The sequence below is a fragment of the Paenibacillus cisolokensis genome (assembly GCF_018403665.1).
Classification (GTDB): domain Bacteria; phylum Bacillota; class Bacilli; order Paenibacillales; family Paenibacillaceae; genus Paenibacillus_AH; species Paenibacillus_AH cisolokensis.
Window position 1 is genome coordinate 31,974 of sequence record NZ_BOVJ01000081.1, and the last position, 25,246, is coordinate 57,219.

The window sequence follows — 25,246 nt, forward strand, 5'->3', positions numbered from 1 at the left end:
CTTGAGTTGGAGGCAATCGCAACCTGGATCTGGAATCTCGAAACGATATATACCTTTATGATCATCGGCTACGTTCTTCTTTCCTGGCTCCCTAACGCCCGCGAAAGCTTCATCGGCCAGATTCTCGGGAAGCTGGTCGAGCCTTACCTCGCGCCGTTCAGGCGCTTCATTCCTCCGATCGGCGGCATGCTGGACATCTCTCCGATCGTCGCGGTGTTCGCGCTGCAGTTCGTCGCGTACGGGCTGATCGCCGTCATCGAATTCTTTATTTAACCGGCGAACGATGGTCGTCAGAAGGATACGGATATGGCAAATAAAGAAATTTACGAGCATTTTCATCCCGACGAACGGCCGTTTGTCGACCGGGCGACGGAATGGGTGGAGCGGTCCGCAGAGCGCCATGAGGTGAGGCGGACCGATTTTCTTGATCCGCGGCAGCTTTATATTCTCGAGACGATCGCGAACCGCAATCCGGACGTGCGGCTGCGGATGGACGGCGGCTACCCGGAGGCCGAGCGCAAGCGCGCTTTGATCGCACCGGACTACCGTTCGCTGGAGGATGAGCCGGCGGGCATCGTCGTGCTCTCCGTAAGCGCCGGCGGAACGGGCGGTACAGCTACAGCCGAGCTCGACCACGGCGATTACCTGGGCGCCCTGCTCGGCCTTGGCGTCAAGCGTGACCGGATCGGCGACATTCATGTCAGGGAAGACGGAAGCCATTGCCTCGTCGCCGAAGAAATCGCCGACTACCTGAACATCCATCTCCGGCAAGTCCATCGCGTCCATGTGACGACCGAAATTTTGCCGCTTGACGCTCTCGTGCCCGTCGTGCCGAAGCTGGAGGAGCTCGCGCTCACGGTCGCTTCCATGCGCCTGGACGGAATCGCCAGCGACGTGTTCCGGGTCAGCCGCTCCAAAATAACGGACCCGATCAAAGTCGGACGGTGTCGGGTCAACTGGAAGACGGAGGAGGAGCCGTCGAAACCGCTCAAGGCGGGCGACGTGGTATCGTTCAAGGGGCTCGGCCGTTTCAAGGTGCTTGATGTCGAAGGCGTGACGAAGAAAGGGAGAATTCGCGTCAGAATCGGCAGATTTGTTTGAACGTTTGCAGGATTTTGCTTATGGATGTCGAATTGTTTGCTTTACTAATCTTTGTTCGTCATATATTTGTTTAGGAGGTGCGCCAATGCCGCTGACGCCATTGGACATTCATAATAAGGAATTCGGACGGAGACTGCGCGGATATGACGAGGACGAAGTCAACGAGTTTCTCGATCAGGTCATCAAAGATTACGAAGCGCTGATCCGCGAGAATAAGGAACTGCAAAACCAACTGCTCGCGATGCAGGAGAAGCTGGATCATTTTGCGAATATCGAAGAAACGCTCAGCAAAACGATCATCGTGGCGCAGGAAGCGGCGGATGAAGTCAAAAACAACGCGAAGAAGGAAGCGCAGTTGATTATTAAGGAAGCGGAGAAGAACGCCGACCGGATCATTAACGAGGCGCTCGCCAAATCCCGCAAAATCGCCCTCGAGGTAGAGGAGCTGAAGAAGCAGGCGTCCATCTACCGGGCGCGTTTCCGGACGCTGGTCGAAGCCCAGCTGGAATTGCTCGGCGTCGAAAGCTGGGAAGCGCTCGAATCCGGCGCCAGAGACAAGGAAGATGCGGCGCTGAAGGTGGAGCATTCCCACAGCATGTAGCGGAAGCCGCGCATCGTTTCCGCAGCTGCCCGTTTGACAACGGGGGCGCGATTGCGCTATAACTATAACTGACAGCAATTTATAATGCCAATGAGATTCGTTGACGAGAAGGAGTACGCTGCGGGAGCGTTCCCCAGAGAGCCGGCGACATGCTGCAAGCCGGTGTTCGAGCCCCGGCGGAAAATCATCTCCGAGAAGCGGTGCCGAACCACGGCCGGCGAAGCGGCGGACGGAAAGCGCGCGAGGCGCATTTTCGGACAGCCGGGCGCTGTCGGCCGGTGCAAGTAAGTGCCGACGGCTTTCCCCCGTTATCGGGAACGCGAATGATGGTTCGCGACAAAGGCGCCGCGGCGCGTCTGTCATCGGTCTGGAACAGGATTGGGCCGATGCGGCGAAAACGCTGCGGAACAAGGGTGGTAACGCGAGACAACCTCGTCCCTTTACAGGGCGGGGTTTTTATTTTTTGCAGGAAAGGGTTGGATAAGGGCATGAACAGGGTAAATGTAAAAGAGAGCGCCCGCAGCCGCGAGCTGCGCGTGCTGGCCAAGTGGAAGGAGCAGAACACGTTCAAACGGTCGATCGAGAACCGCAGCGGCAAGCCGAATTTCGTCTTCTACGAAGGGCCGCCGACCGCCAACGGGGCGCCGCATATCGGCCATGTGCTCGGGCGCGTGATCAAAGATTTCATCGGCCGCTACAAGACGATGTCCGGTTACCGCGTCGTCCGCAAAGCAGGCTGGGATACGCACGGCCTGCCCGTCGAGCTCGGCGTGGAGAAGCAGCTCGGCATTTCCGGCAAGCAGGAAATCGAAAATTACGGCATCGAGGCGTTCATCAAGAAATGCAAGGACAGCGTCTTCGAATACGAGCGGCAATGGCGGGAATTGACTGAAGCGATCGCGTACTGGACCGATATGGACGATCCGTACGTCACGCTGCACAACGACTACATCGAAAGCGTCTGGCATATTCTGTCGACCATTCACGGGAAAGGGCTGTTGTACCGCGGACATCGGGTCAGCCCGTACTGTCCGTGCTGTCAGACGACGCTCAGCTCCCACGAAGTCGCGCAAGGCTATGAAGATGTCAAAGATTTGAGCGCGACGGTCAAGTTTCGGCTGAAGGATACGGGCGAAGCGGTGCTCGCCTGGACGACGACGCCGTGGACGCTGCCGGCGAACGTGGCGCTGGCCGTCCATCCGGAGCTTACGTATGTGAAGGCGCGGCAAGGGGACGAAACGTATATCGTCGCGGAAAATCTGGCCGAGCAGGTGCTCAAGGAGAACTACGAAATCGTCGGCCGCGTCAAAGGAGCGGAGCTTGCGGGCTTGCGCTACGAACCGCCGTTCAACTACGTGCCGGTCGAAGACGGACATGTCGTCATCGCCGCCGATTTCGTCAGCGACTCGAGCGGTACGGGCATCGTTCATATCGCGCCGGCGCATGGTGAAGACGACTACAAGGCGGCGCGGGCGAGCGGCATCGGCATGCTGAACGTCGTCAATTCGGCCGGACGATATGTGGACGCGGTGACCGATTTGGCGGGCCGGTTCGTGAAGGACTGCGACGTCGACATCGTGAAGATGCTGAGCGAGAAAGGGCTGCTGTTCGCGAAAGAGAAATACGAGCACAGCTATCCGTTCTGCTGGCGCTGCAAATCGCCGCTGCTCTATTATGCGACGGAAAGCTGGTTTATCAAGACGACCGCGGTGAAGGAACAACTGATTGCCAACAACAACGGCGTCGACTGGTATCCGGGGCATATCCGTGAAGGCCGCTTCGGCAAATTTCTGGAAGATCTGGTCGATTGGAACATCAGCCGCAACCGGTATTGGGGAACGCCGCTCAACGTATGGGTGTGCGACAGCTGCGGGGGCGAATGCGCGCCGGGCAGCCTGCGCGAACTGCGTGAGCGGGCGATCGGCGAAGTGCCGGCGGATCTGGAGCTTCACAAGCCTTACGTCGACGAAGTGAAGCTGTCCTGTCCGCACTGCGAGGGCGGAGTCATGACGCGCACGCCGGAAGTGATCGACGTCTGGTTCGACAGCGGCTCGATGCCGTTCGCCCAGTATCATTACCCGTTCGAGAACAAGGAGCTGTTCGAGGAGCAGTATCCGGCCGACATGATCTGCGAAGGCATCGACCAGACGCGCGGATGGTTTTTCAGCCTGCTCGCCGTTTCGACGCTGTACAACGGCAAGGCGCCTTACAAGGCGGTCATTTCCACCGGCCATATTCTCGACGAGAACGGCCAGAAGATGTCCAAGTCGAAAGGCAATGTTATCGATCCGTGGGAAATTATCGAAGCGTACGGCACCGACGCCTTCCGCTGGGCGCTGCTCGCCGACAGCGCGCCTTGGAACAGCAAGCGGTTCTCGAAAGCGATCGTGGCCGAAGCGAAATCGAAGGTCATTGACACGATCGTCAATACGCATGCGTTCTTCGCGCTATACGCCGACATCGACGGGTACGATCCGGCAGCCCATCCGTACGAGCCTTCGGCGAACAAGCTGGACCGCTGGATCGTGTCGCGGCTGAACTCGCTTGTCGCCGCCGTCGTCAAAGGGCTCGACGCCAACGATTTCCTGAACTCCGCCAAGGCGATCGAGCAATTTGTCGACGAGCTGAGCAACTGGTACATCCGCCGTTCCCGCGACCGCTTCTGGGGCAGCGGGCTGACCGGAGACAAACTTGCCGCATACGGCACCTTGCGGCATGTGCTGCTGACGCTTTCCCGTCTGATTGCGCCGTTCGCGCCGCTGCTCGCCGACGACGTGTATGGCAATCTCGGAGGCGGGGAGAGCGTCCACCTGGCCGATTATCCGACGGCGGACGAGTCGGCGATCGACCCGCAGCTGGAACAGGATATGGAAACCGCCCGCCGGATCGTCGAGCTGGCGCGCAACGTGCGCAACGAAACCGGCATCAAGACGCGCCAGCCGCTCGCCGAGCTGATCGTGTCGGTCGACCGCGAATTCGATGTCGCGGCCTACGAGGACATTATCCGTGACGAGATCAACGTCAAGTCGATTCGCGTAGAGACGAGCGACAGCGGATTTGTCGATTTCGCGCTGAAGCTCAATCTGAAGGTTGCCGGCAAAAAGTACGGCAAACAGGTCGGTCCGATCCAGGCGCATTTGAAAGAACTGCCGCCGGAAGACGCGCGCCGGGCCGTTCAGAACGGCGGGCTGACGTTCACGACGGCCGACGGCGAGGAGCTGTTCATTTCGCTCGATGAGCTGCTCGTCGAGAAACGGGCCAAATCCGGTTTTGCGTCGGCTTCGGGATACGGGCTGACGGCGGCGCTCAATACGGACGTTACGCCGGAGCTGGAGCGGGAAGGCTGGGTGCGCGAGGTGATCCGTGCCGTGCAGGATACGCGCAAGAAGCTCGACCTGCCGATCGAGCAGCGCGTGAAGCTGACGCTGGACGTCGACGACGAGCTGCGGTCCGCGCTCGATGCGTTCGAGCGGCTGCTGTACGACAACGTTCTGATCAGCGGCGTAACGTACGGCAAGGACGATGCGATGGAACGCGTCCGGCTTGGAGACAAAGAAATTGGAATTTTGATCCGGGCGTAAGGTTATGCTAGAAACAGCGGGAAACAGACGGGACCTTCGCGCCGTCGCCCCGCCGCCCTCGCGGCGGCACCGGGCGGCGCATAGGCTCGTCTGTTTTGCCATATATCCCGAATGATGGAGGGATGTTCATGAACGAAGAGAATCGGGAGCTGGACAAGCTCCGTCAGTCGCTCGATCTGGTCGACCGGCGGCTGCAGAAGATGGCCGCAGATATGGAACGGTCGCATATTGCCGATTATGTAAATTTGCTCAACCGCCCTTTTTCGCTCCTGTGGCGGAATTTGCTGGCCGGCACGGCGCGGGGCGTCGGCATCGCGATCGGCTTTACGTTTTTCGCCGCCACGATTCTGTATGTGCTGCGCATCCTCGGCGCCTTGAACTTGCCCATTATCGGCGACTATATCGCCGATATCGTCCGCATCGTGCAGATCCAGCTGGAAGGCAAAGCTTATTGACCGCCATTGGACGCGAACGCGGATGGCGGTCCCGGCGAGCGACGTGTCGTGTGGTGGACGGTCAAACCGCATCCCCGTCAGAGCGGGGGTTACGGCTCCTCGGAAACTTCGAGCGCGCGGTCGCCTTCGCGGCGCTCCAAATAATCGCGGTATTCGCGATTGCGGACGACGCTGATATGGCGGCCGGTAATATCGGTGGCCAAGAAGCTTTCGAGCGGCTCTACATAGCCGTCGCTTTCGTCGTTTTCGACGGACATGTCGTCATAGCTCGCGTCATTCGGATTTTCGGCCAGGGCCGGCGAATCGGAATTGCCCCATGACTCGACGATTTGCCAGGCGTCCTCGCCGTCGAAGCCGTTATAGGACGATTCCTCGTCCATGCTGCTTCGCCCGAACGGATTGTCCAGCATATCCTCTTCCGCCGGACGGCGCAAGGACACCTCCTGCCGGGGCGAATGCTTTTTGCAGTACAGCGTGTCCGGCACCGCTTCGAGCCGTTCGTAAGGAATCGCCTCCCCGCATGTCAGACAGCGGCCGTACGTCCCTTCGGATATCGCATGGAGAGCGGCGTCGATGCGGCGCAGCCGGAGATCGTCTTTTTCCAGCAAGGCGACGTCCTTGCCTCTCTCGAACATTTCCGAACCGACATCGGCCGGATGATTGTCGATCGCCGACAGCTCGCCCGTCTCTTCCCGCAGCGAATCGGCGAGGCCGTAATGATCGTTGCCCGCAAGTCTTCGCTCGGCTTCGGCTTTGGCCGCCTCGAGGCGGGAGCGCAGCTCCGCCAGCCGGGCTTCGCTTAAAGTCGTAGTCACGCGACATCACCTTCCTTTATAATCGGTTATACGCCTTGCCGGTTTAGTTTGAGCGGACGGCCGCTTTTTCAACAATGGTCATCTATGGAAACGCGCACTGGTAGCCGGAACGGGCTTTATGCTACAATAGTCGCGACAAGGGGGAAATGTGGATGAGATATTATTCGTACGGGATCGCGTTGTTCATTTTTATTGTCGATTTCATTACGAAAAAATGGATTGAAAACAACCTCGAGCTTTACGAAAAAATAAACGTTATCGGCACCTTTTTCAAATTACGTCCATTCGCAATACCGGTGCCGCCTTCAGCATTTTGGAAAATCAGCGCCTTTTCTTTTTGATCGTGACGGTAATCGTCGTCGGAGGCTTGATCTGGTACATACAGTTTAACCGCAAAACCGGCCGGCCGCTGATGATGATCGCGCTCGGGCTGGTGCTCGGAGGCGCGTGCGGCAATTTTATCGACCGGCTGGTCAAAGGGGAAGTCGTCGACTTTTTCCAATTCAATTTCGGAAGCTATACGTTTCCGATATTTAACGTAGCGGACATCGGCATCGTATGCGGCGTCATTCTCATCCTGCTGGACTCCTTCCTTACCCGCGAACCTCAAGACGGCGTCGTGTCGGCGGACAGCGCCGCCGCCGGCGCTTCCGCATCCGACGTGACCGAAACGGCCGACGCTTCCGGCGCTGCGTACGGCAAGTCGGCGGACGGCGGACAAGCGTCGGAACAGCAGACAGATGAAGAAGGGAACGGACAGCATGAACGGCAACAGCGATTACCATGAAGAAGAACCGTTGGAATTCGTCGTCGGGGCGGACGAAGCGGGGCAGCGTCTCGACAAATTGGCGACGGACTGCATCGCGGACGAGGCGGTATCCCGTACCCAGGTTCAGGATTGGATCAGGTCGGGCGCCGTCAAGGTGAACGGGCAGACGGTCAAGCCGAACTACCGGACGGCCGCCGGCGATATCGTCGTCATTCAGCCGCCCGAACCGGAGCAGACGGCCATATTGCCCGAAGATATCCCGTTGAACGTCGTGTATGAAGACCGTGATGTTATCGTCATCGACAAGCCGCGCGGCATGGTCGTCCATCCTGCGCCCGGCCATACGTCGGGGACGGTCGTCAATGCGCTGATGCATCACTGCCGCGATCTGTCAGGCATTAACGGCCAGCTCCGGCCCGGTATCGTGCACCGGATCGACAAGGACACTTCCGGCCTGCTGATGGCGGCCAAGAACGACCGGGCCCATCTGTCGCTTGCCGCCCAGTTGAAGGCGCATACGGTATCGCGGGTGTACATTGCGCTGGCGCACGGCAATATCCCTCACGACCGGGGGACGATCGATGCGCCGATCGGCCGCGATCCGAAAAACCGGAAGCTGTTCGCGGTAACGGACCGTAACGGCAAAGATGCGGTCACCCATTTTGCCGTATTGGAGCGGTTCGGCGACTACACGCTGCTTGAGCTGCAGCTCGAAACGGGCCGGACGCACCAGATCCGCGTCCATATGAAGCATATCGGCCACCCGCTGGCGGGCGATCCCGTATATGGTCCGTCGCGCACCGTCAAGCTCGGCGGCCAGGCGCTTCATGCGGCGACGCTCGGCTTCGTCCATCCGGCTACGGAGGAGTATCTTGAATTTTCGTCCCCCATCCCGCCTGACATGGAGCGGGTCATAGCGGAATTGCGCAGCCGATAGCGGCGAAATCGGCTGTATGGTCTGGCGAAAAGTGCAAACTTTTTGCATTTTCCTGCATTAATGTCGGCCACGAAAGTAGGTTATCCTTAAATCAGCGCGGAGCCGGGAGCCGTCCCGGCTTTATTCGTTGATTAACCACTCGACGGGAAAGGTGGAGCTTATCGTGACCAACATTAATCATCATTATCTGGAACTGCAGGGCAGCTACCTGTTCTCCGAAATCGCCAAGCGCCGCACGAAATTTGTGCAAGAACATCCGGATGCGCAAATTATTTCGCTCGGGATCGGCGACGTCACGCGCGCTTTGCCGGAAGCGGTCATTCAGGCGATGCACGCCGCCGTCGACGAAATGGCGAGACCGGAGACGTTTCGCGGATACGGACCGGAACAAGGATACGATTTTCTGATCGAGGCCATTATCGAGCACGACTACAAGGCTCGCGGCATCGATATTCAATCCAATGAAGTGTTTGTCAGCGACGGATCGAAATGCGACGTCGGCAACATTCAGGAGATTTTTAGCGCCGACAGCGTTGTGGCCGTACAGGACCCGGTGTATCCGGTCTATGTCGATACGAATGTGATGGCGGGACGATCCGGCGCATTCGACAAGACGGAAAACCGGTACACCAATATCGTCTATCTGGATTGCAACGCGGAGAACGGCTTCAAGCCTGCGCTGCCGGACCGCAAAGTCGATCTGATCTATCTGTGCTACCCGAACAATCCGACCGGCATGACGCTGAGCAAGGACGAGCTGAAGAAGTGGGTCGATTACGCGCGGGAAAACGGCTGCATCATTTTGTACGATTCGGCTTACGAAGCGTTCATCCGCGAGAAAGATGTGCCGCACAGCATATATGAAATCGAAGGCGCCAAGGAAGTGGCGATCGAATTCCGCAGCTTTTCCAAGACGGCCGGCTTCACCGGCATCCGCTGCGCGTACACGGTCGTTCCCCGCGAGCTGAAGGCGTACGACCCGCAAGGCAACGCGCATCTTGTCAACGATTTGTGGAATCGACGGCATTCGACCAAATTCAACGGTGTCTCGTATGTGACCCAGCGGGGGGCGGCCGCCATTTATTCGCCGGAAGGCAAGGCGCAGATCGCGGCGCTCGTCGATTATTATATGAGCAACGCGGCCATTATCCGCGAAGGGCTCGCTTCGCTCGGCCTTGACGTATACGGCGGCGTGAACGCGCCTTACATCTGGCTCAAAACGCCGAACGGACTCGATTCGTGGGCGTTCTTCGACAAGCTGCTGTCGGAGGCGCACATCGTCGGCACGCCGGGCGTCGGCTTCGGCCGGAGCGGACAAGGCTACTTCCGGCTGACGGCGTTCGGCAGCCGGGACAATACGGAAAAAGCGGTCGAGCGCATCCGCAAGCTGAGCCTGTAAACAAAATACGAAAGCTTGAATAGGCCGAACCGGGAACCCGCGGTTCGGCCTATTGACATCTTTTGTCGAACATGGGATAATGCTTTTTAATAAAAGCAGTACCTTTAATTCAGTCCCGAGAGGCTGGCAAGGTAGCGTGAATAAACGATCGATCCGACGGATTCCGCAGAAGGAATGACGCCAGAGCGCGCTTGACGTGCGCCCGAAGGCGGTTCTCTGTCTGCATCCGGGTCGGTAAAGCTCCTTGCGGCACGAATCGCAAGGAGCTTTTTTGCACGCTACGAATGAGGCGGCAGTAGCGGACACGGAAGGAGGATTGCGGCTGTGAGCACCGATAAACGCGTCATTATGGATGAAACCGCGATTCGCCGCGCGCTGACGAGAATCGCGCACGAGATCGTGGAGAAGAACAAAGGGATTGACAACTGTTTGCTGGTTGGCATCCGCACCCGGGGCATCTATCTGGCCCGGCGCATCGCCGAGCGCATCCGCGACATCGAGCAGCGCCCGGTGCAGGTCGGCGAACTGGACATTACGTCTTACCGGGACGACCGGAAAACGAAATCGTCCGCCCGCGATGCGGCGGTACTGAACGTGGAAGAGAAGCGGGTCATATTGTGCGACGACGTGCTGTATACCGGAAGGACGATACGCGCGGCGATGGACGCCATTATGGATTGCGGCCGTCCGCTGTCCATACAGCTGGCCGTGCTCGTCGACAGGGGGCATCGCGAACTGCCGATCCGTCCCGACTACGTCGGGAAAAACGTACCGACCTCCAGGCAGGAACAAATCGAAGTGTCGCTAACCGAAATAGACGATACCGACCAAGTCACGATCATTCATTGAACGGGAGGCCAGTTGAAGATGACAGCGACCAAGCTGATGCAGCGGAGCCTGTTGGGATTGAAGGACTTAAGCCGCGACGAGATCGAAGCGATACTCGATCGCGCGGCGTACTGGGAGAGCCGCCCGAACAAGATCGAGCCGGTGCTGCAAGGGAAGTTTGTGGCGAACATGTTTTTCGAAAACAGCACGCGGACGCGCTTTTCCTTCGAGATGGCGGAGAAGCGGCTGGGCGCCGAAGTGCTCAATTTCACCGCGGCGGCTTCCAGCGTGCAGAAGGGCGAGTCGATCTACGACACGGTGCGTACGCTGGAATCGATGGGCATCGACGCCGGCGTCATCCGGCTGAAGCCGATCGGCGTGCTGGCGGAGCTGGCGGAGTCGGTACGGGTGCCGCTTATCAATGCCGGCGACGGAAACAATGAGCATCCGACCCAGGCGCTGCTCGATTTGTATACGATGCGCAAACATTTCGGACGGCTGGACGGGCTGCACGTCGCGATCGTCGGCGACGTCCTGCACAGCCGGGTGGCGCGCTCGAACTTGTGGGCGCTGCATAAGTTCGGCGCCAAAGTTTCGTTCTGCGCGCCGCCGAACATGCAGGCGCCGGAGCTCGATGCGCCGTATGTGAGCTTCGACGAGGCGCTCCGGGCCGATGTCGTCATGATGCTGCGCGTGCAGCTGGAGCGGCACGAGAGCGGCATGCTGAAATCGGCCGAGGAATATCGCGAGCATTACGGCCTGACGGCGGAGCGTGCCGGCCGGCTGGCGCCGCACGCGATTATTATGCATCCGGCGCCGGTCAACCGCAACGTGGAGATCGACGACGAGCTGGTCGAGCATCCGCAGTCGAAAATATTTACGCAGATGGAGCACGGCGTGCCGATCCGGATGGCCGTTATCGAGCGGGCGATTCTGTAAAACAACCGGATGATCAGCCGAAAGGAGCGGAATAGATATCGTATGGCAATCTGGATTATAAACGGCAATGTATGGAATGACGAGGCGGAGCGGCTGGAGAGGAAACATATCCGCGTTGACGGCGGCATCGTGACGAATATCGAAGACGGGGAAACGGCGCCCGATACGGCCGGCTGCGAAGTGATCGATGCGGGCGGCAAGCTCGTTTCGGCCGGTTTCATCGATATGCACGTTCATTTGCGCGACCCGGGATTCGAATATAAGGAAGATATCGCCTCCGGGACGCAATCGGCGGCCAGAGGCGGGTTTACGACGATCGCCTGCATGCCGAATACCCGTCCGGTGACGGATACGCCGGAGACGGTTCAATATATTAAAGACAAGGCGAAGCGCGAAGGGGCCGTACGGGTGCTTCCTTACGCGGCGATTACGAAGAACGAGCTGGGACGCGAGCTGACCGATTTCGCCGCCCTGAAGGAAGCCGGCGCGATCGGCTTTACCGACGACGGAGTCGGCGTGCAGAACGCGCAGATGATGAAGGACGCGATGGCTTTGGCCCGCTCGCTAGACATGCCGATCATCGCCCACTGCGAAGACGACTCGCTCGTCAAGGGCGCGGCTGTCACCGAAGGCGCGTTCGCAAGAAAGCATGGGCTCAAAGGAATCCCGAACGAATCCGAAGCGATTCATGTCGGGCGGGATATTCTGCTCGCGGAAGCGACAGGCGTTCATTATCATGTATGCCATGTCAGCACCGAGCAATCGGTGCGGTTGATCCGGCTGGGCAAGCAGCTCGGCATCCGCGTGACGGCGGAAGTATGCCCGCATCATCTCGTATTGTCCGACGAAGACATTCCGGGGCTTGACGCCAACTGGAAAATGAATCCGCCGCTGCGGACGCCGCGCGATGTCGAAGCGGTCATCGAAGCGCTCGAAGACGGCACGATCGACATCATCGTCACCGACCACGCGCCGCACAGCGCGGAAGAGAAGGCGAAAGGGATGGAGCTCGCGCCGTTCGGCATCGTCGGCTTCGAGACGGCCTTTCCGCTTCTGTATACGAAATTCGTACGTACCGGCCGCTGGTCGCTCGGCTTCCTGCTGCGGCGGATGACGGCTGACCCGGCCCGCGTATTCGGGCTGCCGTCGGGCAAGCTCGCTCCCGGAGCGCCTGCGGATCTGACGATTATCGATCTGGAGAAAGAGCGGCAGGTCGATCCCGACACGTTCGCTTCGAAAGGAAGGAATACGCCGTTCGCCGGCTGGACGCTGCAAGGCTGGCCCGTGCTGACGATGGTCGACGGCGCCGTCGTCTGGTCCGGAATATGAGATAGCATACGAACATCTGAGGAGTGATACGGATGCAAGCGAGACTGTTGTTGGAAGATGGCACACTGTTTACCGGCCTGGCGTTCGGCGCGGAAGGGCAGACCACCGGCGAGGTCGTTTTCAATACCGGCGTGACCGGATATCAGGAAGTCATTTCCGATCCTTCGTACTGCGGACAGATTGTGACGATGACGTACCCGCTGATCGGCAATTACGGCATCGCCCGCGACGATTTCGAATCGGCCCGCCCGTTCGTCCACGGCTTCGTCGTGCGCCGCCACGAGCCGGTGCCGAGCAACTGGCGCGGCGAATATTCGCTCGACAATCTGCTTAAGGAATACGGAATACCGGGCATCAGCGATATCGACACCCGGATGCTGACGCGCAAATTGCGCCATCACGGCACGATGAAAGGCATTCTGACGACCGGCAACGAGCGGCTGGAAGAACTGCAGGAGCGGCTGGCGGCCACGCCGCTGATGCGCGATCAGGTGGCGCGCACCTCGACGAAGCAAATGTTTTCGAGTCCCGGCGGAGGCGAGCGCATCGTGCTGATGGACTTCGGCGCCAAGAGCGGCATTTTGCGGGAGCTGACGAAGCGAGGCTGCGACGTCGTCGTCGTGCCGCACGATACGACCGCCGATCAGATCCGGCGCCTGAAACCCGACGGCATCCAGCTGTCTAACGGCCCCGGAGACCCGAAGGACGTGCCTCATGCGGTCAAAACGATCGCTTCCCTGATCGGCGAATTTCCGATCTTCGGCATCTGCCTGGGCCACCAGCTGTTCGCGCTGGCCTGCGGCGCCGATACGACGAAGCTGAAGTTCGGCCATCGCGGCGGCAACCATCCGGTCAAGGATCTGGCGACGAACCGCTGCTTCATTACATCTCAAAACCACGGCTATACGGTGCTGGAACAATCGGTGAAAGGAACGCCGCTCGTCATAACGCAAATCAATAACAACGACAAGACGATCGAAGGGCTGAAGCATGAGAAATACCCCGCTTTCACCGTTCAGTACCACCCGGAGGCGTCGCCCGGCCCGTACGATACAAGCTATCTGTTCGACGAGTTTCTGGAAATGGTCCGCGCCCATAAAAGCAGCAAGCCGCGCCGGCCGTTGCAAGCCCGCCATGCAGAGGAAGCGGAGGCGTTGAAAGGAGAATTGCAGTATGCCCAAAAATAACGAACTGAAAAAAATTCTCGTCATCGGCTCCGGCCCGATTGTCATCGGACAGGCTGCGGAATTCGATTATGCCGGAACGCAGGCATGCCAGGCGCTCAAGGAAGAGGGGCTGGAGGTCGTACTGATCAACAGCAACCCGGCGACGATTATGACCGATACGAATATGGCGGATAAAGTGTATATCGAACCGATTACGCTCGACTTCGTCACCCAGATTATCCGGCAGGAGCGCCCGGACGGCCTGCTGCCGACGCTGGGCGGCCAGACCGGGCTGAACATGGCGGTCGAGCTGGCCCGCGCCGGCGTGCTGGAGCGGGAGAACGTCAAGCTGCTCGGCACCCAGCTGAGCGCCATCGAGAAGGCGGAAGACCGCGATCTGTTCCGCGATTTGATGCGCGAGCTCGGACAGCCGGTTCCCGAGAGCACGATCGTGACGACGGTCGAGGAAGCGGTCGATTTCGCAAACGAGATCGGCTATCCGATTATCGTGCGTCCGGCCTATACGCTGGGCGGTACGGGCGGCGGCATCTGCGCGAACGAGGAAGAGCTGCGCGAGACGGTTGCGTCCGGCATCCGCTACAGCCCGATCGGCCAATGCCTGATCGAGAAATCGATCGCGGGCATGAAAGAAATCGAATACGAAGTGATGCGCGACGCGAACGACAACTGCATCGTCGTCTGCAACATGGAAAATTTCGACCCCGTCGGCGTTCATACGGGCGACAGCATCGTGGTCGCGCCGAGCCAGACGCTGTCGGACCGCGAATATCAGATGCTCCGTTCGGCTTCGCTGAAAATTATCCGCGCCCTGAACATCGAAGGGGGCTGCAACGTCCAGTTCGCGCTCGATCCGCACAGCTATCAATATTATGTCATCGAGGTCAACCCGCGGGTCAGCCGCTCGTCGGCGCTTGCGTCGAAGGCGACCGGCTACCCGATCGCGAAGATGGCGGCGAAAATCGCCATCGGCTACACGCTGGACGAAATCGTCAATCCGGTAACGGGCCAAACGTATGCGTGCTTCGAGCCGACGCTCGACTATATCGTATCGAAAATTCCGCGCTGGCCGTTCGACAAGTTTACGACGGCCAACCGCAAGCTCGGCACGCAGATGAAGGCGACGGGCGAAGTGATGGCGATCGGGCGCACGTTCGAGGAATCGATTCTGAAGGCGGTGCGCTCGCTTGAGATCGGCGTTCACCGGCTGCATCTGAAAGGGGCGGAAGCGATCGACGACGAGACGCTCCGCGGGCGGCTTGCGAAGCCGGACGACGAGCGGCTGTTCCTCGTCGCCGAAGCCTTCCGCAGAGGATACAAGCTGCAGGACATTCAGGATATTACCCGGATCGACTGGTGGTTCCTCGATAAAATTCAAGGGATCGTCCGTTTCGAGGATCGCATTCGCTCCGAAGCGGCGCTGTCCCGGGAAACGCTGTATGAAGCGAAACGCATGGGCTTCTCCGATCGTTCGATCGCGGAGCTCCGCCGGGAAGGACAACCGGGAGGCAGCCATACGCAGGAGGACGAAGTCCGGGCTTTGCGGCTGGAGTACGGCATTAAGCCGGTTTATAAAATGGTCGACACCTGCGCCGCCGAATTCGAGGCGTCGACGCCGTATTATTATTCGACCTACGAGACCGAGAACGAAGTTGCGGAAACTGAGAAGCCGAAAGTGCTCGTGCTCGGCTCCGGCCCGATCCGCATCGGCCAGGGCATCGAGTTCGACTACTCGACCGTCCATGCCGTATGGGCCATTCAGAACGCGGGCTACGAAGCGGTCATTATCAACAACAACCCGGAGACGGTATCGACCGACTTCAACACGTCCGACCGGCTCTACTTCGAACCGCTGTTCTTCGAGGACGTCATGAACGTTATCGAGCAGGAGAAGCCGATCGGCGTCATCGTCCAGTTCGGCGGGCAAACGGCGATCAACCTGGCGGCGCCGCTGGCTAAGGCGGGCGTCCGCATTCTCGGCTCCAGCCTCGACAGCATCGACGCGGCGGAGGACCGCAAAAAGTTCGAAGCGCTGCTGCGCAAGCTGAACATCGCCCAGCCGAAAGGCAGCACCGTCACGTCGGTCGACCAGGCGGTGGAAACGGCCGGCGGGCTCGGATATCCGGTACTTGTCCGTCCTTCCTACGTGCTAGGCGGCCGGGCGATGGAAATCGTCTATTCCGATCAGGAACTGCTCAGCTACATGGAGCAGGCGGTGAAAATCAATCCGGAGCATCCGGTGCTGATCGACCGCTACATGCTCGGACGCGAAGCGGAGGTCGACGCGATCTGCGACGGCGATACCGTGCTCATTCCGGGCATTATGGAGCATGTCGAACGCGCGGGCGTCCACTCCGGCGACTCGATAGCCGTCTATCCGCCGCAGTCGCTGTCGGCGGAAATCAAGGCGCAAATCGTCGATATCACGATGAAAATCGCGAAGGAATTGAAAGTCATCGGTCTGGTCAATATCCAGTTCGTCATTCACAACGAGCAGGTGTACGTCATCGAGGTCAATCCGCGCTCGTCGCGGACGGTGCCGTTCCTGAGCAAAGTGACGAACGTGCCGATGGCCAATCTGGCGACGCGCGCCATCCTCGGCGAGAAGCTGGCCGATCTCGGGTACACGGACGGTCTCTGGCCGGAAGACGAATACGTCTCCGTCAAAGTGCCGGTCTTCTCCTTCGCCAAGCTGCGCCGCGTCGACCCGACGCTGACGCCGGAGATGAAATCGACCGGCGAAGTGATGGGACGGGACGTGCAATACGCCAAGGCGCTCTATAAAGGACTCGTCGGCGCGGGCATGCGCATTCCGCAGTCCGGCGCCATCATCGCCACGGTCGCCGACAAGGACAAGGAGGAAGCGACCGAGCTGATGCGCGGGTTTTACGAGCTGGGCTATAAAATTATCGCTACGGGCGGCACCGCCGACAAGCTCGAGGCGGCAGGCATTCGCGTGAAGCGCGTCAACAAGCTGAGCGAAGGATCGCCGAACATTCTCGATCTCATCCGCAGCGGTGAAGCGCAGTTCGTCGTCAATACGCTGACGAAAGGCAAGACGCCGAACCGTGACGGCTTCCGCATCCGCCGCGAGGCGGTGGAGAACGGCGTCGTCTGTATGACGTCGCTCGATACGGTGCGCGCGCTGCTCAATATGCTGGAGACGATCAACTTCTCCTCGCGCGCGATGCCTGTCATCGAAGCGAAATAAGGTGGGAACGGCCGGCGTCCGCCGGCAGCCGCTTTCGCGGCGCACCGGCGGACGGACTGGCCGTCTTCGCTGTTAGGGAGCTCGCGAAGCGGACTTTTCTCGAAAGGGGCCGGAATACAACATGCTGACAAAAGAGCAGGCGGCGGAGCGCATTATGGTGGCGCTCGACTACCCCGGAACGGAACAGGCGGAGAAGCTGCTGAAGCAGCTCGACGGCATTCCATGCTATATCAAGGTCGGCTTGCAACTGTTCTACGCTGCGGGCCCTTCGTTCGTCGCCCGATTGAAGGAGCGCGGCTACCGCGTCTTTCTCGATGTGAAAATGCACGATATCCCCAATACGGTGCGGGGAGGCGCGAACAGCGTAACGAAGCTTGGCGTCGATATGTTCAACGTGCATGCGGCGGGCGGCGTGCGCATGATGGAAGCGGCGCTGGAAGGCGCCGATGCGGCATTGGCCGGCGGCGCGAAGCGGCCGACCGTCATCGCCGTGACGCAGCTGACGAGTACAAGCCGTGAAGTGCTGAACGAAGAGATCGGCATTGCCGGTTCGACGGAAGAAGCGGTTATCCGATACGCGCAGCTGGCGAAGCGTGCCGGATTGGCCGGCGTCGTCGCATCGCCGCTCGAAGTCCGGACCGTCAAGGCGGCCTGCGGTCCGGCATTTCAGACGGTGACGCCCGGCATTCGCCCTTCCGGGACCGATCCCGGCGACCAGTCCCGGATCATGACGCCGAGGGAGGCGCTGGCGCAAGGCGCCGATTACATGGTCATCGGCAGACCGATTACCGCCGCGGCCGATCCGAGAGCGGCGATCGAATCGATCATGGAGGAGCTGATACAAGGATGAGCAATCCTTTACTTGAGCAGTTGCCGCGCCGCATTGCGGGCGACCTGCTGAGCATCGGCGCGGTCGCGCTGCGTCCGAACGAGCCGTTCACGTGGACGTCGGGTCTGAAATCGCCGATTTATTGCGACAACCGGCTGACGATGTCGTATCCGGACATCCGCGACCGGATCGCCGAAGGCTTCGCGGCTATCATTCGCGAACGTTACCCGGATTGCGAGGCGGTGGCCGGCATTGCGACCGGCGGCATTCCGCATGCGGCATGGGTGGCGCAAAAGTTGAATCTGCCGATGCTGTATGTCCGGGACAAAGCGAAAGGGCACGGCAAGACGAATCAGATCGAAGGCCATTATCAGGCGGGACAGAAAGTGGTGCTGATCGAGGATTTGATTTCGACCGGCGGCAGCTCGTTGAAAGCGGCGCTCGCCGTACGCGAGGCGGGCTGTAAGGTGCAAGGCGTCGTGGCGATCTTTACGTACGAGTTTCCGCAAGCGGCGGAGGCGTTCAAGGCGGAAGGCATCCCGCTCGACACGCTGTCCTGCTACTCGGCGCTGATCGAAACCGCGCTCGAGCAAGGCGCGGTCAAGCCCGAAGATATCGGCCTGCTTCAATCGTGGCGCGAAAATCCGCAGTCGTACGGCCGCTAAAGGCGTGTCGGCCACGATCTTCCCTCCGGTCCGGCGGATGGCGATATTTTTCCGTCGCACATATTGCCTCTTGGAGGGAATGATGGTAAGATGTTACATCAAACGGAAGGGTTTCTAGGGATCCGACGGACCGGAAGGCGCGGGCGACGCGCCGAGGGACGGGCGAACCGAGCGAAACCGGCGCCCGCACCGCGCGACTTGCGAATCGTTGGCGCTACACCGTAAGGGATAAAAGACCTTCGGCAAGTTCCGCCCTATCAGGGCCGGGCTTGCCGGAGGCTTTTTTGCTTTACCGGAGAAAAGGCGGACGCGGCCCAAAGAGGAGGAGGCGTTATGCTGGCGCTGAGAACGGAAGGACTGAGCAAGACGTTCCGCGTGAAGCGGAAAAAGCCGGGATTCAGGGAGAGCGTCAAATCGCTGCTGCGGCCGGAATGGATCGAGAAGGAAGCGGTCGCCGGCATCGACCTGACGGTCGAGCGGGGCGAAACGCTCGCTTTTCTCGGGCCGAACGGCGCCGGGAAGTCGACGACGATCAAAATGCTGACCGGCATTTTGCATCCGACCGGCGGGCTTGCGGAGGTGCTCGGCTTTACGCCGTGGAAGGAACGCGAGAAGCTCGCTTACCGGATCGGCACCGTCTTCGGACAAAAATCGCAGCTGTGGTACCATCTGCCACCGGCCGACACCTTCGAGCTGATGAGCCGGATCTATGAGCTGGACCGGCAAGATTACGCGAAGCGGCGGGACGATCTGATCGGCCGCTTCGAGCTGGAGCGGCACTGGAGCACGCCGGTGCGGAAGCTGTCGCTCGGAGAGCGGATGCGCTGCGAGATCGCCGCCGCCTTCCTGCACCGGCCGCAGCTGCTGTTCCTCGACGAGCCGACGATCGGCCTCGATGTCGTCATCAAGCAGCGGATTCGCGAGCTGATAACGGAATTGAACCGGGAAGAAGGGACGACGGTGTTTCTCACTTCGCACGACCCGGGCGATATCGAGCTGCTGTGCCGGCGGGCTGTCGTCATTCATCACGGCGGCATTATTGTCGACGAACCTGTGGAACGGTTGAAGCGGGAGGTGCTCGCCTACAAGACGATTACGCTGCAGACCGATGAAACCGACCAAACGGAAATCGCCGATTGGAACGGTCCGGGCGTCCGCGTGCTGGCCGTCTCGCCCGGCATGCTGCGGCTTGCCGTAGACGTCGGCGTCACCGCGATCGAGCCTGTTCTCGCCTCGATCGTCGGCCGAATGCGCATTCGCGACGTGACGATCGAAAATCCGCCGATGGAAGAGGTTATCAAGCATATTTACGCGCGGGAGGCGGGGAGGAGGGAAGGGGCATGATCGGCGCAAAACTGGCCAAATACCGGGCGGTCGGCGTCATTACGCTGCGCCATCAGTTGGCTTATATGACCGATTTTTGCTGCGGTCGGTATTCCTGCTTCTTATACTGTTCATCTTCGTTCAGCTTTGGAGCGCAGCCTATGCGGGAACGGGCGAACCGGTCGTCGCCGGGTTCACCTTGAAGCAGATCGTTTGGTATCTCGTATTCACCGAAGCGCTGACGATGGCGTTTCCCCATCTGTGCTTGCGGATGGAAGACGAGATCAAGCAGGGCGATATCGCGATACGGCTCGTGCGGCCGTTATCTTATATCGGCTATCACTATATGGCGTTTTGGGCGAAGCCGCGCTGCGCTTTGTCGTTCATTTGGCGGCCGGCAGCGCGATCGCCTGGTGTTTCGTCGGCCCGCCGGCGTTCGGCGCCGGATGGGCGGGGCTTCTCGCTTTAAGCGCGGGCGCAATGACGGTCGCATTCCTGCTCAATGTAACGGTTGCGCTCTGCGCTTTCTGGGTCGAGGAAACGAGGGGGCTGGAGTTCGTGCTGCAGAAGCTGCAGTTTACCGTCGGCGGTATGCTGCTTCCGATCGATATGATGCCGGATTGGCTGCAGCGTGTTTGCGCCTGGCTGCCGTTCCAGGCGGTGCTGTATATGCCGGCCAGAACGGCGGTGGATTTCGCGGGCAGCCCGCTTGCCCGTTATTTGGCCGTACAGGCGGCCTGGACGCTGGCGCTCGCGGTGCTGGCGGTTTTCATTTACCGGAGAGGAGTGAGGCGGCTTCATGTCAACGGCGGATAACGGAGACGGCTGTCACGGCGGTCCGGTTCGAACGGCGAGTACCGGAGCGGGGTCTGCCGAAGGCTCGCCGGAAACGGTGAGTACCGGAGCGGGGACCGCCGAAGGCTCGCCGGAAATGGCAAGTACCGGAACGGGGACCGCCGAAGGCTTGCCGCGAACGGCGAGTACCGGAGCGGGGACCGCCGAAGGCTTGCCGCGAACGGCGAGTACCGGAGCGGGGTCTGCCGAAGGCTTGCCGCGAACGGCGAATACCGGAGCGGGGCCTGCCGAAGGCTCGCCGGAAACGGCGGATAGCCGCCGCGGGCGCCCGGCCGGCGTCCTGCGCTTCGTGCTGACGTGCTGGAAAATCAATCTGGCGGGTGCGATGGAATTTCGGCTGAGCTTCTTCCTGACGGCCGGCATGATGTTCATCAACAATTTCATGTGGCTGTTTTTCTGGAGTCTCTTCTTTCACCGGTTCCCCGCGGTGAACGGCTGGGAATTGAGCGACATCATGATGCTGTGGGCGGTCACCGCGGGCGGATTCGGCTGGGCGAACGTGCTGTTCGGCAATTTCAACCGGCTGGCGACGATTATTGCAACCGGGCAGCTCGACGTCTATCTGGCCCAGCCGAAGCCGGTGCTGCTCAACGTGTTGGCGAGCCGCATGTCCTTGACGGCGATCGGCGATTTGCTGTTCGGGTTTGCCGTTTACGGCATCGCCGGCGATCATTCGCTGCGCGGAGCGCTGCTGTTCGGGTTCGGGCTGCTGCTGGCGGGCGCGATTATTATGTTTTTTACACTCGCCGCCAACACGCTCGCCTTTTTCATCGGCAACGCCGAAGGGCTTGCCTATCAGCTGTTCAACGGCTTTCTCGCGATTACGACCTATCCGACGGACATTTTCAAAGGCGCCGTCCGCATCGTCCTGTTTACCCTGGTGCCGGCCGGTCTCGTCAGCTATGTTCCGATCGGCTTGCTGCGCGACATGCGACCCGGTTTCGTCGCAGGCGCGACGGCGGCCGCGATCGTTTTGATGGCGCTGGCCATCGTTCTGTTCCGCTCCGGTCTCCGGCGCTACGGATCCGGCAATCAGCTGGCGCTGCGGCAATAGTTCGCCTATCCGTCCGCAGACGGAGTCCTGTTCCGTTCTCCGGACCGTTCATCCGGCTTTCCCCTTCCTTTATAGTGAATTACAGAAATAAAGAAAGGGTGAAAGCGGTGTGGGCACGAAAAGCGACTATGTGCTTGAAGTAACGGATTTGCACAAATCGTTCGGCACCGTCAAAGCGGTAGACGGTATCGGCTTCGCGGCCGAACGGGGCGAAGTGTTTACGATTATCGGCCCGAACGGGGCAGGCAAGACGACGACGCTGGAGATGATCGAAGGGCTGCAAAAACCGGACCGGGGCTCGATTTCGATTCTCGGCATGGAATGGGGCAAGGATACGGAAGCGATCAAAATGAAAATCGGCGTTCAGCCGCAGTCGAGCGCGCTGTTCGATCTGCTGACCGTCGAGGAAAATCTGGACGTATTTGCTTCCTTTTACGAAAAGCGGCGGCCGATCGAAGACATTATCGAGATGGTCAATTTGTCGGAGCATCGCGGCAAGCGGGTCAAGACGCTGTCCGGCGGCCAGAAGCAGCGGCTCGCGATCGGCCTTTCGATGATCAACGATCCGGAGCTGATCTTCCTCGACGAGCCGACGACCGGTCTCGATCCGCAGGCGCGCAGAAACATTTGGGATATCGTTCGCAAGCTGAAATCGCTCGGCAAAACGACCATTTTGACGACGCATTACATGGAAGAAGCCGAGCAGCTGAGCGACCGCGTCTGCATCGTCGATCAGGGGAAAGTTATCGCGATCGATTCGCCGCGCGCGCTGATCGGACGGCTGACGCGCGAACGCGAGGTGCGGCTGACGTTCGCGGGCGGAGCGGGGGCGGCAGCGGCTGCCGAAGGCGCCGCCCGGATGGGCGCTGCGGCTGTGCGGGTTGAGCGCGAGCAGGACCGGCTTACCATATGGACGGCGAATCCGGAAGAAACGCTGTACGCGCTGTTCCGTTATACCCATGAGGAAGGGCTTGCTGTCGAGCAGGTGTCGATTCGGGAAATGAGTCTGGAGGATGTCTTCATCGCCTTCACCGGAAAGGAGTGGCGGGACTGATGGGGAACAAATCCGGGATTCGCCAGTTCGGCAAGCTGTTCGGCGCTCACTTTAAGATGACGTTTCGCGAAAAGCAGGTTTGGTTTTGGTCGATCTTTTACCCGGTGCTGCTGCTGGTCATTTTCCTGCTCATATTCGGCAGAACGGGCAGCGACGATTTCTCCGCGCGGATTGCGGTCGTGGAAGGCGCGTCCACGCCGGCCGCCGCAGGGGTCAAAGAGGCGCTCGGATATGTGGATGTGCTGGAGCAGACCGAAGAGAAGCCGGCCAATCTGGACGAAGCGCGGCAGTGGTTGATCGACAAGGAGGTCGACGCGGTCGTCGCGCTGCCGGAAGCCGGCGGGGAGATCAAGCTGCTGCTGAACAAGGAGAAGCAAAATTCGGTAACCGCGCAGGCGGTATCCGGCATATTGAACCAGCTGGTCGTGCAGTCCTCCCTGGCGGCCGCAGGCGTCGAACCGCAGTTGACGATCGCGACGGAATATGTGTCGGCCGGCAGCGACAAGCTGTCGTACACCGACTTTCTGATGACGGGCATGATTGCGCTAGCCATCTCCCAGTCCGGCTTGTTCGGCATGATGGGCATGGTCGAAATGCGCCGGAACGGGCTGCTGAAGCGGCTGTTTCTGGCGCCGGTCGACTTGCGGATGTTCGGCCTCAGCAGCATGGCCGTACGCTTCCTGCTCAGCCTGATCCAGGTTGCGCTGCTGACGTTGATCGGCGTCCTGTTCTTCGGCGCCCATCTCAACGTCGATCCGCTAGGCTTCGCGCTCGTGTTTTTGGTCGGCACGCTGTCATTTGCCGGCATGGGCTTCCTGATCGCGGCTGTCAGCAAGTCGATGGACAGCTACATGGGCATCGCGAATCTGGCAAGTTTTCTCATGATGTTTCTGAGCGGCATTTTCTTCGATCTGGGCTCGCTGCCCGAATATATCCGGCCGATTTCGCATGTTTTGCCGCTTACTTATTTTGCGGACGGCTTGCGGGATGCGATGGTGTACGGTTTCGGGATCGGGAGCGGGAACTTCTGGCTCAACCTGGGGATTATGGCGGTCTGGGGGCTGACGGCCTTTCTGATCGGGTCGCGGCTGTACAAGTGGAATAAAGCGTAGGACGCCTGGCGCGTCCTCGCCCGCATGCAAGACTGTCCGTTCGGGGCAGTCTTGCTTTGTCTTCGCGTTCGCAGCCGCATGCTCCGTATTATTTCATATTGTTGCATAACGATGAAAACCCTTTTATTTCTTTGCCGCTTCCGCTGATTTATAATGTAGGCAAACGGGAGAGAGGTTGTGAGATTCGTATGAGCAAAACGTTGCGCTGGGGCATTATCGGCTGCGCGGGAATCGCCAAGCGGGCGATGATTCCGGGCATTCGCCATTCGCAAACGGGCGTCGTGGCGGCCATTGCGAGCCGCGAGCTGTCCAAAGCGCGGGAGACGGCCGAGGAGCTCGATATTCCGAAGGCGTACGGCAGCTACGAGGAGCTGCTGCTCGATCCGGAAATTGATGCCGTTTACATTCCGCTGCCCAACCATCTGCATATGGAGTGGACGATACGCGCGGCGAAGGCCGGCAAGCATGTGCTTTGCGAGAAACCGATCGCGCTCAACGCGGAGGAAGCGCAGCGGATGGCGGACGAATGCGCCAAAGCCGGCGTCGTGCTGGCGGAAGCGTTCATGTACCGGCATCATCCGCGCTACGACCGGATCAAGGAAATTATCCGCTCCGGCGAAATCGGCGATATTCGCGGCATTCACAGCACCTTCACGTTCAACAGCGCAGGCCATAAAGGCAATGTCCGCTTCCGCAAAGACTGGGGCGGCGGCGCGATTTACGATGTCGGCTGCTATCCGATCAGCGTCGCCAGACTGCTGCTCGATGCCGAGCCGGAGGCGGCGACGGTCCATGCGCTGTTGTCTCCGGAGCATGACCATGTCGATATGATGGCGTCCGGTCTGGTGGAATTTCCGGGCAGCGTCGCCCTGACGTTCGATTGCGCGATGTGGGCCGCATTCCGCAATACGCTGGAAGTGCTCGGCACGGATGGACGCATCGAGGTGCCGTCCGCCTTTATCGGCGAGCCGCATTTCAAGGTGTATGCGAAGGACGGGGAGCGCGAGGAGCGGATGGAGACGCTCGACCAGTACGCGCTGCAGGCCGACGATTTTGCCCGGACCGTGTGGGGCGAGCAGCCGCAGCGTTTCAGCCCGGCCGACGCGGTGAACAACATGAAGGTCATCGACGCCTGCCTTCGTTCCGCAGAGACGCGCGAGCGCGTCGTCATTTCCTAAACCTAATCCAACACTGAAAGGGGAGCC

General features: G+C 59.9%; 24 protein-coding genes and 1 pseudogene. 24 read left to right on the forward strand and 1 reads right to left on the reverse strand.

The genetic code is table 11. The features are described 5' to 3' along the window. Positions 1-6: 6 nt before the first annotated feature. The 6 genes from PACILC2_RS12225 to PACILC2_RS12250 all read left to right on the forward strand — a co-directional run bounded on the left by PACILC2_RS12225 (position 7) and on the right by PACILC2_RS12250 (position 5,738). On the forward strand, positions 7-273 hold the full coding sequence (locus tag PACILC2_RS12225) for a YggT family protein (protein WP_256364517.1): 267 nt from the start codon (positions 7-9) through the stop codon (positions 271-273). A gap of 33 nt (positions 274-306) precedes the next feature. Continuing rightward, a complete protein-coding gene (locus tag PACILC2_RS12230) occupies positions 307-1,101 on the forward strand; it encodes a YlmH family RNA-binding protein (RefSeq protein WP_213529005.1) in 795 nt (264 codons plus the stop codon). Positions 1,102-1,186: 85 nt separating this feature from the next. Further along, positions 1,187-1,702 carry a DivIVA domain-containing protein gene (locus PACILC2_RS12235; RefSeq protein ID WP_062492414.1) on the forward strand — a complete coding sequence of 172 codons (516 nt, stop codon included), beginning with the start codon at positions 1,187-1,189 and terminating at the stop codon, positions 1,700-1,702. Between the two features lie 90 nt (positions 1,703-1,792). Next, complete coding sequence (locus PACILC2_RS12240; protein ID WP_062492415.1) at positions 1,793-1,990, forward strand: hypothetical protein; 198 nt, start codon at positions 1,793-1,795, stop codon at positions 1,988-1,990. Positions 1,991-2,190: 200 nt separating this feature from the next. Continuing rightward, positions 2,191-5,283 carry an isoleucine--tRNA ligase gene (gene ileS / locus PACILC2_RS12245; RefSeq protein WP_213529006.1) on the forward strand — a complete coding sequence of 1,031 codons (3,093 nt, stop codon included), beginning with the start codon at positions 2,191-2,193 and terminating at the stop codon, positions 5,281-5,283. A gap of 122 nt (positions 5,284-5,405) precedes the next feature. Continuing rightward, on the forward strand, positions 5,406-5,738 hold the full coding sequence (locus PACILC2_RS12250) for a DUF5665 domain-containing protein (protein ID WP_213529007.1): 333 nt from the start codon (positions 5,406-5,408) through the stop codon (positions 5,736-5,738). Positions 5,739-5,827: 89 nt separating this feature from the next. On the opposite strand, the gene PACILC2_RS12255 is transcribed toward PACILC2_RS12250, so the two are convergent. Next, entirely contained in the window at positions 5,828-6,553 is a 726-nt protein-coding gene (locus PACILC2_RS12255; protein WP_062492418.1) for a TraR/DksA C4-type zinc finger protein, read from the reverse strand. 152 nt (positions 6,554-6,705) lie between these two features. Here PACILC2_RS12255 and lspA point away from each other — a divergent pair. From lspA to PACILC2_RS12335, 18 genes and pseudogenes are all read left to right on the forward strand, one after another. Then, a pseudogene (lspA, locus tag PACILC2_RS12260) lies at positions 6,706-7,148 on the forward strand (signal peptidase II); the annotation flags it as partial. Between the two features lie 166 nt (positions 7,149-7,314). Continuing rightward, positions 7,315-8,259: an RluA family pseudouridine synthase gene (locus PACILC2_RS12265; RefSeq protein WP_062492419.1), complete on the forward strand. Its 945-nt coding sequence runs from the start codon at positions 7,315-7,317 to the stop codon at positions 8,257-8,259. A gap of 163 nt (positions 8,260-8,422) precedes the next feature. Continuing rightward, positions 8,423-9,658, forward strand: coding sequence for an LL-diaminopimelate aminotransferase (locus PACILC2_RS12270; RefSeq protein WP_062492420.1), 1,236 nt, complete (start codon positions 8,423-8,425; stop codon positions 9,656-9,658). Positions 9,659-9,982: 324 nt separating this feature from the next. Beyond that, a complete protein-coding gene (pyrR, locus tag PACILC2_RS12275) occupies positions 9,983-10,507 on the forward strand; it encodes a bifunctional pyr operon transcriptional regulator/uracil phosphoribosyltransferase PyrR (RefSeq protein ID WP_062492421.1) in 525 nt (174 codons plus the stop codon). Between the two features lie 18 nt (positions 10,508-10,525). Then, positions 10,526-11,425, forward strand: a complete 900-nt coding sequence (locus PACILC2_RS12280; protein ID WP_062492422.1) for an aspartate carbamoyltransferase catalytic subunit — start codon at positions 10,526-10,528, stop codon at positions 11,423-11,425. A 42-nt stretch (positions 11,426-11,467) separates the two neighbouring features. Then, positions 11,468-12,754: a dihydroorotase gene (gene pyrC / locus PACILC2_RS12285; protein WP_213529008.1), complete on the forward strand. Its 1,287-nt coding sequence runs from the start codon at positions 11,468-11,470 to the stop codon at positions 12,752-12,754. A 32-nt stretch (positions 12,755-12,786) separates the two neighbouring features. Then, positions 12,787-13,941 carry a carbamoyl phosphate synthase small subunit gene (locus tag PACILC2_RS12290; RefSeq protein ID WP_062492424.1) on the forward strand — a complete coding sequence of 385 codons (1,155 nt, stop codon included), beginning with the start codon at positions 12,787-12,789 and terminating at the stop codon, positions 13,939-13,941. Beyond that, a complete protein-coding gene (carB, locus tag PACILC2_RS12295; protein WP_213529009.1) occupies positions 13,928-17,149 on the forward strand; it encodes a carbamoyl-phosphate synthase large subunit in 3,222 nt (1,073 codons plus the stop codon). The genes PACILC2_RS12290 and carB overlap by 14 nt, the downstream gene beginning before the upstream one ends. A gap of 121 nt (positions 17,150-17,270) precedes the next feature. Continuing rightward, a complete protein-coding gene (gene pyrF / locus PACILC2_RS12300; RefSeq protein WP_213529010.1) occupies positions 17,271-17,999 on the forward strand; it encodes an orotidine-5'-phosphate decarboxylase in 729 nt (242 codons plus the stop codon). Then, positions 17,996-18,643: an orotate phosphoribosyltransferase gene (gene pyrE / locus PACILC2_RS12305; protein WP_280515311.1), complete on the forward strand. Its 648-nt coding sequence runs from the start codon at positions 17,996-17,998 to the stop codon at positions 18,641-18,643. Before pyrF ends, pyrE begins: the two co-directional genes overlap by 4 nt. Before the next feature lie 333 nt (positions 18,644-18,976). Continuing rightward, positions 18,977-19,987: an ABC transporter ATP-binding protein gene (locus PACILC2_RS12310; RefSeq protein ID WP_213529011.1), complete on the forward strand. Its 1,011-nt coding sequence runs from the start codon at positions 18,977-18,979 to the stop codon at positions 19,985-19,987. Further along, positions 19,984-20,169 (forward strand): hypothetical protein, encoded by a 186-nt coding sequence (locus PACILC2_RS26850; protein ID WP_244863465.1) that lies wholly within the window; start codon positions 19,984-19,986, stop codon positions 20,167-20,169. Before PACILC2_RS12310 ends, PACILC2_RS26850 begins: the two co-directional genes overlap by 4 nt. Further along, the gene (locus PACILC2_RS26855) at positions 20,166-20,435 is read left to right on the forward strand and encodes a hypothetical protein (protein ID WP_244863466.1); all 270 of its coding nucleotides are present in this window, start codon (positions 20,166-20,168) and stop codon (positions 20,433-20,435) included. Before PACILC2_RS26850 ends, PACILC2_RS26855 begins: the two co-directional genes overlap by 4 nt. 11 nt (positions 20,436-20,446) lie before the next feature. Then, positions 20,447-20,782 (forward strand): ABC-2 family transporter protein, encoded by a 336-nt coding sequence (locus PACILC2_RS26860; RefSeq protein ID WP_244863467.1) that lies wholly within the window; start codon positions 20,447-20,449, stop codon positions 20,780-20,782. Continuing rightward, positions 20,766-21,875 (forward strand): ABC transporter permease, encoded by a 1,110-nt coding sequence (locus PACILC2_RS12320; RefSeq protein ID WP_244863468.1) that lies wholly within the window; start codon positions 20,766-20,768, stop codon positions 21,873-21,875. The genes PACILC2_RS26860 and PACILC2_RS12320 overlap by 17 nt, the downstream gene beginning before the upstream one ends. A gap of 109 nt (positions 21,876-21,984) precedes the next feature. After that, positions 21,985-22,929, forward strand: coding sequence for an ABC transporter ATP-binding protein (locus PACILC2_RS12325; RefSeq protein ID WP_213529012.1), 945 nt, complete (start codon positions 21,985-21,987; stop codon positions 22,927-22,929). Further along, positions 22,929-24,041 (forward strand): ABC transporter permease, encoded by a 1,113-nt coding sequence (locus PACILC2_RS12330; RefSeq protein ID WP_213529013.1) that lies wholly within the window; start codon positions 22,929-22,931, stop codon positions 24,039-24,041. The genes PACILC2_RS12325 and PACILC2_RS12330 overlap by 1 nt, the downstream gene beginning before the upstream one ends. A 188-nt stretch (positions 24,042-24,229) precedes the next feature. Beyond that, a complete protein-coding gene (locus PACILC2_RS12335; protein ID WP_062492429.1) occupies positions 24,230-25,219 on the forward strand; it encodes a Gfo/Idh/MocA family protein in 990 nt (329 codons plus the stop codon). Positions 25,220-25,246 lie beyond the last annotated feature (27 nt).